This is a genomic window from Streptomyces spiralis, from assembly GCF_014654675.1.
GTDB lineage: Bacteria > Actinomycetota > Actinomycetes > Streptomycetales > Streptomycetaceae > Streptomyces > Streptomyces spiralis.
Genome location: NZ_BNBC01000104.1, coordinates 1 through 7,276 on the forward strand (window position 1 = coordinate 1; position 7,276 = coordinate 7,276).

Annotated in this window: 7 protein-coding genes and 1 pseudogene; 7 read left to right on the forward strand and 1 reads right to left on the reverse strand. The window is 67.1% G+C overall.

Features of this window, described 5'->3' with window-relative positions:
- Nucleotides 1-221: 221 nt before the first annotated feature.
- The 6 genes and pseudogenes from IE318_RS43805 to IE318_RS43830 all read left to right on the forward strand — a co-directional run.
- Nucleotides 222-575: a nuclear transport factor 2 family protein gene (locus IE318_RS43805; RefSeq protein WP_189908403.1), complete on the forward strand. Its 354-nt coding sequence runs from the start codon at nt 222-224 to the stop codon at nt 573-575.
- Between the two features lie 139 nt (nt 576-714).
- Nucleotides 715-1,692 (forward strand): aldo/keto reductase, encoded by a 978-nt coding sequence (locus IE318_RS43810; protein WP_189908404.1) that lies wholly within the window; start codon nt 715-717, stop codon nt 1,690-1,692.
- A gap of 39 nt (nt 1,693-1,731) precedes the next feature.
- Nucleotides 1,732-2,151, forward strand: coding sequence for a (R)-mandelonitrile lyase (locus IE318_RS43815; protein ID WP_189908405.1), 420 nt, complete (start codon nt 1,732-1,734; stop codon nt 2,149-2,151).
- Nucleotides 2,152-2,218: 67 nt separating this feature from the next.
- The gene (locus tag IE318_RS43820) at nt 2,219-3,253 is read left to right on the forward strand and encodes a zinc-binding dehydrogenase (protein WP_189908406.1); all 1,035 of its coding nucleotides are present in this window, start codon (nt 2,219-2,221) and stop codon (nt 3,251-3,253) included.
- Nucleotides 3,254-3,892: 639 nt separating this feature from the next.
- Entirely contained in the window at nt 3,893-4,993 is a 1,101-nt protein-coding gene (locus tag IE318_RS43825) for an IS110 family RNA-guided transposase (RefSeq protein WP_189908407.1), read from the forward strand.
- Between the two features lie 8 nt (nt 4,994-5,001).
- Nucleotides 5,002-6,102, forward strand: a pseudogene (locus IE318_RS43830) (NsdA family TPR-like regulatory protein); the annotation flags it as partial.
- Between the two features lie 67 nt (nt 6,103-6,169).
- Here the strand turns inward: IE318_RS43830 and cutA are convergent.
- Nucleotides 6,170-6,496 carry a divalent-cation tolerance protein CutA gene (gene cutA, locus IE318_RS43835; RefSeq protein ID WP_189908408.1) on the reverse strand — a complete coding sequence of 109 codons (327 nt, stop codon included), beginning with the start codon at nt 6,494-6,496 and terminating at the stop codon, nt 6,170-6,172.
- Nucleotides 6,497-6,905: 409 nt separating this feature from the next.
- Between cutA and IE318_RS43840 the strand changes: the two genes are divergently transcribed.
- Nucleotides 6,906-7,097, forward strand: a complete 192-nt coding sequence (locus IE318_RS43840; protein ID WP_189908409.1) for a helix-turn-helix domain-containing protein — start codon at nt 6,906-6,908, stop codon at nt 7,095-7,097.
- Nucleotides 7,098-7,276: the final 179 nt, after the last annotated feature.

Here is a 7,276-nt window from a genome sequence, read left to right on the forward strand (position 1 = left end):
CCTGGACCAAGACCGCCGACGAGATCCTCGACAAGGTGGCCGCCTACTGCCGAAGAATCTCTGACTCAGGTCACTAGCTGTTCCCCTGCAGATCGCGGCCTGCCTATCGCCCGCGCCGGGCGGCAGCCTGAACAAGGTCGGGCGCCGGCCATCGCGCCCTGGCAGCCACAGACCCCGCACATATCCGGCCCTGCTGGGCCGATCACAACGTAGGAGTACGCATGCCCCGCGACATTGCCTCGCTGGCCGCCGCCGCGGACCGCCACGACGCCGACGCCTTCGTCGCGCACCTCGCGCCGGACGTGAAGTCCGTCTTCGCGAACACCGAGCCCGTCATCGGACGGGAGAACGTGAAGAAGGCGACAGTGGCCTTCTGGGACACGATCGAGGGCGTCACCCACCACATCCTCGCGATCCACGAGAGCGGCGACACCGTCACCGTGCAGTTCGACATCGAGTACCGCCGCAAGGACGGCAAGACGGTCACCCTGCCCGTCTGCAATGTCCTGACCTTCGAGGGCGACCTGGTGAGTGTCTCCCAGGTCTACGCCGACCTTGCCCCCCTCTACGCCTGAGCACACGCAGCCCCTTGGCCTGCGCCGCCGGCCGCGCGACTGCACAGTGATGAAGGACGCCGTCCGGGCCGCCGACACACCGCCCGCCCCGGTCGCACCGAGCCAACCGAACCCTGTTCGTCAGGAGAAACACGACATCATGAAGCACATCAAGCTGGGAGACCTCGACGTCGCACGCATCGGCCTGGGCGCGATGGGCATGTCCCACGGCCTGACCGGCGCCGGGACCGACGACGCAGAGTCCATCCGCACCGTGCACCGGGCCATCGACCTCGGCGTCACCATGATCGACACCGCCGAGATCTACGGCCCTTACACCAACGAGGACCTGCTCGGCCGGGCACTCAAGGGCCGCCGCGACCAGGTCGTCCTGGCCACCAAGTTCGGCCTCGTCTCCCATGCCGGAGCCGGTGCGTGGACGCTGGACTCCAGCCCGGCCAACATCCGCACCGCCCTCGAAGGCTCCCTGAAGCGACTGGGCACCGACCACATCGACCTGTACTACCAGCACCGCGTCGACCCGAACACCCCGATCGAGGAAGTCGTCGGCACGCTGGCGGAACTCGTCACCGAGGGCAAGATCCGCCACATCGGCCTGTCCGAGGCCGGCCCGGACACCATCCGCCGCGCCCACGCCGTCCACCCCATCACCGCCGTACAGTCCGAGTACTCGCTGTGGACCCGCGGCATCGAGGACCGCATCCTGCCCGTCCTTCGGGAATTCGGGATCGGCCTGGTGCCGTTCTCCCCGCTCGGACACGGCTTCCTCACCGGAACCGTCCGCAACGAGAACGACTTCGAAGAAGGCGACTTCCGACGCGGCAACCCCCGCTTCACCGGCGAGAACTTCCGCCGCAACCTGGCCCTCGCCGACGAAGTCCAGGCCATCGCCGCCGACGTAGGCGCCACCCCCGCGCAGGTCGCGATCGCCTGGCTGCTCGCCCAGGGCGACGACATCGCCCCCATCCCCGGCACCAAGCGCGTGACCCGCGTCGAGGAGAACACCGCCGCCGACCGCCTCCAGCTGCCCGCCGACGTCCTGACCAGGCTCTCCAGCCTTCCCCCGGCCGCCGGAGACACCCACACCGAAGCCGGGCTGCGCATGCTCGAACGCTGACCGGCCCGCACCACCCGCACGAGAGCAAGGAGCACCCCCGTGGAGTTCGTCAAGCCGCAGCCCACCGGCAAAGGCCCCGACAACTGGTTCAACGGTGACGTCTGGTTCGACGTCATCCACGCAGGCCAAGAACCCTCCCGCCTGCGCGCCAACATGGTGCGCTTCGCCCCCGGCGCCCGCACCGCCTGGCACCACCACGCCGTCGGCCAGACCCTCCACGTCGTCGCCGGCCTCGCCCTGATCGGCACCCGCGACGGCACCGTCTACGAGGCCCACCCCGGCGAGACCGTGACCTGCCCGCCCGGCGAAGAGCACTGGCACGGTGCCACCGAGGACCGCTTCATGCAGCACCTCGCGCTGTGGGAAGGCACCGCACCCGACGACGACCGGCCCGAAACCACCTGGCTCGAACACGTCACCGACGAGCAGTACCGCTCCCCGCGCACCCACAGCCACTGACCCGACCGCCGCCGTGGAGGCGGCCCCGCCGCCCCCCTGCTTTCCCACCCATCGAGGAATTGAGCTCATGCGCGCCACCCTGCTGTACGCGGCCGACGACGTACGCGTCGAGAACGTCGCCGACCCGAAGATCCAAGACCCCTCCGACGCCGTCGTACGAATCGTGCTGTCCTGCATCTGCGGCAGCGACCTGTGGCCTTACAAGTCCCTGCCGCGCACCGACAATCCGCGCCACATGGGTCACGAATTCCTCGGAGTCGTGGAGGAGACCGGCTCCGAGGTGCACACCCTCAAGCGCGGCGATGTGGTCGTGGCGCCCTTCGTCTACTCCGACAACACCTGCGCGTACTGCCGCGAAGGTTTGCACACCTCCTGCCTGCACGGCGGGCAGTGGGGCGTGAACGGCGTCGACGGACGCCAGGGCGAGGCGACCCGCGTCCCCTACGCCGACGGCACCCTGGTGAAGTTGCCCGTGAGCGAGGACTCCGAGCTGCTGCCGGACCTGCTGACCCTGTCCGACATCCTGTGCACCGGCTACCACGCCGCCCGTACCGCCGGCGTGACACGCGGTGACAGCGTCACCGTCATCGGCGACGGCGCCGTGGGTCTGGCAGCCGTGATCTCCGCCAAGCTCCTGGGCGCCGAACAGATCATTCTCATGGGCCGCCACCAGACGCGCACCGACCTGGGCCGCGACTTCGGCGCCACCGACGTGGTCGCCGAGCGGGGAGAGAACGGCATCGCCAAGGTGCGGGAACTGACCGGCGGCGAGGGCACCCGCAAGGTCCTGGAATGCGTAGGACTCAAGGACGCGATCGAGCAGAGCTTCGGCGTAGTCCGCGACGGCGGCACGATCAGTCGGGTCGGCGCCCCGCAGTTCACCGATGTACCGTTCGGTTTCGGCGACTTCCTGCGCAACATCACCCTCACCGGCGGCGTCGCTCCCGCGCGGGCCTACATCGAGGAACTGATGCCGCACATCCTCAACAGGGAGATCCAACCCGGCCGCGTCTTCGACCGCGTGCTCGCCCTGGAAGAGATCGCCGACGGTTACCGCGCAATGAACGACCGTGCAGCATTGAAAGTCATCATCCGGCCCTGACCAGACGCTTCAACCCAGACCGGCGATGTCCTCATCATCCTTGTTCGGTCAGTGGTCAACTGCTGGCTCTGTCCACAACACGCCTTCGATGCCGACGGTTGCCAAGGCAGGGGCCAGCCAATCCAGCGCCGCTGCCCGGTCGGTGGTGGCGGGGCACGGTGAACGGGGCGGCGAGCACCCGGCGGGCGTGGCCTCACCTGCGGGCTAGCTCGGACTGTTGGAGCAACGCGGATGCGCTGCTTACCAGCCCGACGTTCGCCAAGTTCGGTTGACTATGGCTGCTGAGGCTGTTGAACGCGATGTCGACCTTCGTGATCCGTTGTGGTCGGCCCAGCGTCGATTCAGGGCGTTTCTGAGATGGGGTTGAGCATCTTCCGCGGACCTGGGGCGAGCGGCTGTGACGGTATGGAGAATGGGCGGGTGCCGTCCTGCGGCGGGGTCTGACTCCTGAGATCTCTGACCGCGGTGTCCTGATCACACTGTGTCGAACCGCCGGTCGGGGACGGTGCGTTGCTGGTCTCGGGCTGACCGGGCGTGTCTCGATAGGGGCTTGCCGGAAAGGCGTCATCACGATTCTGACCGTCCGCACGGGCCCGGTGCCGGCTACCCGACAAGCCGTCGGCCTGAAAAGGAACGACCATGACCAGCACGTCCACCGCTTCGCGTCCTCGTCGGCGGCGACCGGCGGGGGAGGTGGTCCTGGGAGTGGACACGCACCGGGATGCCCATGTGGCCGCTGTGCTCTCCCTGGTGGGGGAAGTGATCGGTACCGAGGAGTTCCCGGCCACCGCGGCTGGATACCGCAACCTGCTGGGGTGGGCCAAAGCGTCGGGTACGGTGCGCCGGGCCGGAGTGGAAGGGACCGGTTCCTTCGGAGCTGCCCTGTCCCGCTACCTGCTGGCCCAGGGCGTGGACGTTTTCGATGTGAACCGGTTCGACCGGGCCGACCGCCGCCGGCGCGGCAAGTCCGACCCGCTCGATGCCGAGAACGCGGCCCGGTCGGTACTGAGCGGGCGGGCGCACGCCCAGGCCAAGACGGGCGATGGGCCAGTGGAGATCGCCCGCATGTACAAACTAGCCAAGGACTCGGCGGTCAAGGCCCGCACCCAGGCGATCAACCAACTCAAGGCCGTCCTCATCCGTGCCGATCCGCAGCTGAGAGAGGAACTCGCCGGGCTGGGCAACGCAGAACTCTTCCGCACCTGCGCCGGGCTCGTCGACGACAGCCTGAACCACGAGGCCGGCGAGGGGGCGGTGCTCCATGCCACCCATGTGACCCTGGGCCTCCTGGCCCGACGCATCAGGCAGCTCAGCGACGAGGTCCAGGACTTGGAAGGCCGCCTGACCCGGCTGGTGGAACGCCACGCTCCGCAGCTGCTCGAGGTGGTGGGCATCGGTCCGGACACGGCCGTCACTTTGCTGATCACGGTGGGGGACAACCCGGAACGCCTGGGCAGTGAGGCGTCGTTCGCGGCGCTGTGCGGGGTAAGCCCGGTCGAGCGTTCCTCGGGCAGTCGGCGGTACCGTCGCCTCAACCGCGGCGGCGACCGGCAAGCGAACGCGGCCCTGCACCGGATCGTGCAGACCCGCCTGCGCGTCGACCCACGCACCCAGGAGTACTACGAACGCCGCAGCAAGGAGGGCAAGACCCGGCGCGAGATAGTCCGAAGCCTCAAGCGCTATGCGGCCAGGGAGGTCTTCCACCTGGTCAGACCTGTGCAGTCGCAACCCTCGTTATAGGGGCAGTCGAGAACGTCCCTACCAATCACACAATCGGCCACATCGCGGCGGCCTGCGGTGTCCCCTTCGAGGAGCTACAGCGGGAGGCCAAGGCTGCCCGCGCTCGGAAGAGAAAGGGGCATGCCGATGCAGGGGAGGACCAAGACGCCGTGAAGCGTCGCACGCTGCTGGGTGGCGCCACGATCGGCGTGAGCGCGGCTGCCGAGCCCTGGGGGCGCCTCGCCTTCGCCCTCAGCAAGGGGTCCAAGATCGATTCGTCCTCCGCCGGCGCACTCATCGACCGGGCCGCTGAACTGCACGTCCAAGAACTCAATCTCAGCGCCAGGCGGCTACAAAGCACGGTCGAGTCGCATCTTGACGCGATCACCGCCGCTCTGCCTCGTGCCGGCGAGTACGAACGGGCTCTCACCATAGCCGCCGGAGAAACTGCCGCTCTGGCCGGTTGGGTGGCCTGGGATCTGGGCGAGCACGGGAAAGCTGACGCCTACTACAAGGTCACGTCGCAGTGTGCGGCGACTGCCGGGCACCCTCCACTCCGAGCCCTGGTCCTGACCTACAGCAGCTACGGCGGCTCGACACCGAAGGCGAAGATGGACTGCCTTGCCCAAGCGGCCAGGGATGTGCGAGGCCACGGCAACGCTACTGCTGCCGCCTGGGTCCTCGGCAGGCACGCGGAGGAAGCTGCGGTAGCCGGCGACGAGATGGGGGCGCTCCGGGCGTTGGAGCGAGCTCGCTTCGCCTACGACTTCGCGGATCACACCAGCGAGCAGGCGTGGGTCCGGTTCGTGACCCCGTACCGCATGGACTCGTTGGCGCTCTCCGTATACGGCCAGTTAGGACGCCCGGAACTAACGTCCGCAGCTGACACCGCAGTCGACCGCCTCGGAGACGAACTGCCGGACGGGGGCGTCGTGGTCCTCGGTGATCTCGCTTCGGCCCTGCTGCGTGGGGGTGACGTAGACCAAGGCGTTTATGTATCACGCCAGTTCGCGACGGCGGCACAGACCAAGCCCAACACGATGGGCAAGGAGCGGGCAGCGACTATCGCAGCATTGCTCCCTGACAGCGCGCGGGAACTCGCTTTGCATCTGCTCCACTTCGCATCCTGAGTCCCCAGCCGCCGGTGCAGGGGTGAGCCCAGGACGCGAACGCCGTCGTGCCGCCCCCCGTCGCTCCTCAGTGCTGTGACGTCTCCTCGACAACCCAGGACAGGTACGCCTCTGAGCCGCCCGTAACAGGCAGCGTGACCCACTGAGGGACGTCGTACGGGTGCTTCTCGTGCAGCCACGCCTCCAGCGCCGGGAGACGGTCCGTCGTGGTCATGTACGAGATCCGCCACTCCTGCGCCGCCTCGACCTTCCCCTTCCACCAGTAGAAGGCGGTGATCGGCGCATCGATGTGAACGCCCGCTGCCAGCTTGCTCTCGACCGCACCCCGGGCCAGTGCCTTCGCCTGCTCCTCGTCGTCGCTGGTCGTCTGCGCGATCACAATATCGTTGGCCATGCAACTACCTCTCCAGCTCGGATAGAGCGACCTTACCCAGCTGTACGGGCACAACGAAGGTCGGTCGTTATCGGTGAAGGTGAGGGCGGGGCTCAACCGCGAGCTGGATCGGCGTGTGGCAGGGCCTGACGTCCCGGTACGGCTTTGGATGCCTCTACAGGCCGGCCTGGAGCGATCAGCAAGTGATCAGCACGAGTCCTGAAACCAGCTGACGCGGTGGTCGTGAGTCAGGGAGAGGACGTGGCCCGCACGAAACATAGCCGACGATCGCCGGTTAGCCAAACCGGCGATCCTCTGGATTATTGGTGCTGGCGGGTGGCGACCATGTAGAGCATGTGTTCCTCGATGCAGACTTGTAGAAGTGACCTGGTGCCGCTGAACAGCTGTGTAGAGCGTCTAGGGAGTGGCTATGGCAGTTCAGTTTATGGGCATTAGGGAAACGGCTGACTATTTGAACGTGTCCGTCTCATGGCTCTACAAGAATGCTGCTCGTTCGGGGCTGGCGATTTACAGGTTCGGTCCAGGTTCGAATGCCAAGATCCGGTTCAAGGTTTCAGAAGTTGAAGCGTGGGTGAAGCAACAGCGAGTGACGGGCTGGTGAATGCATTTCCAGGGCCGTGCGCCGCCAGAATTGCTTGCCGCTCGGTAGTGCGCGCGTAACTAGCTGCTTGTCATGGGACGTAGATTTTGCTGACTGGGTCGTTGGTTCGTGGGATGGGGTCGTTTTTCAAGGAGTGTGAGCATCCGCGGTCGCGGTGGTCGAAGTGTCCTCACCCGTAC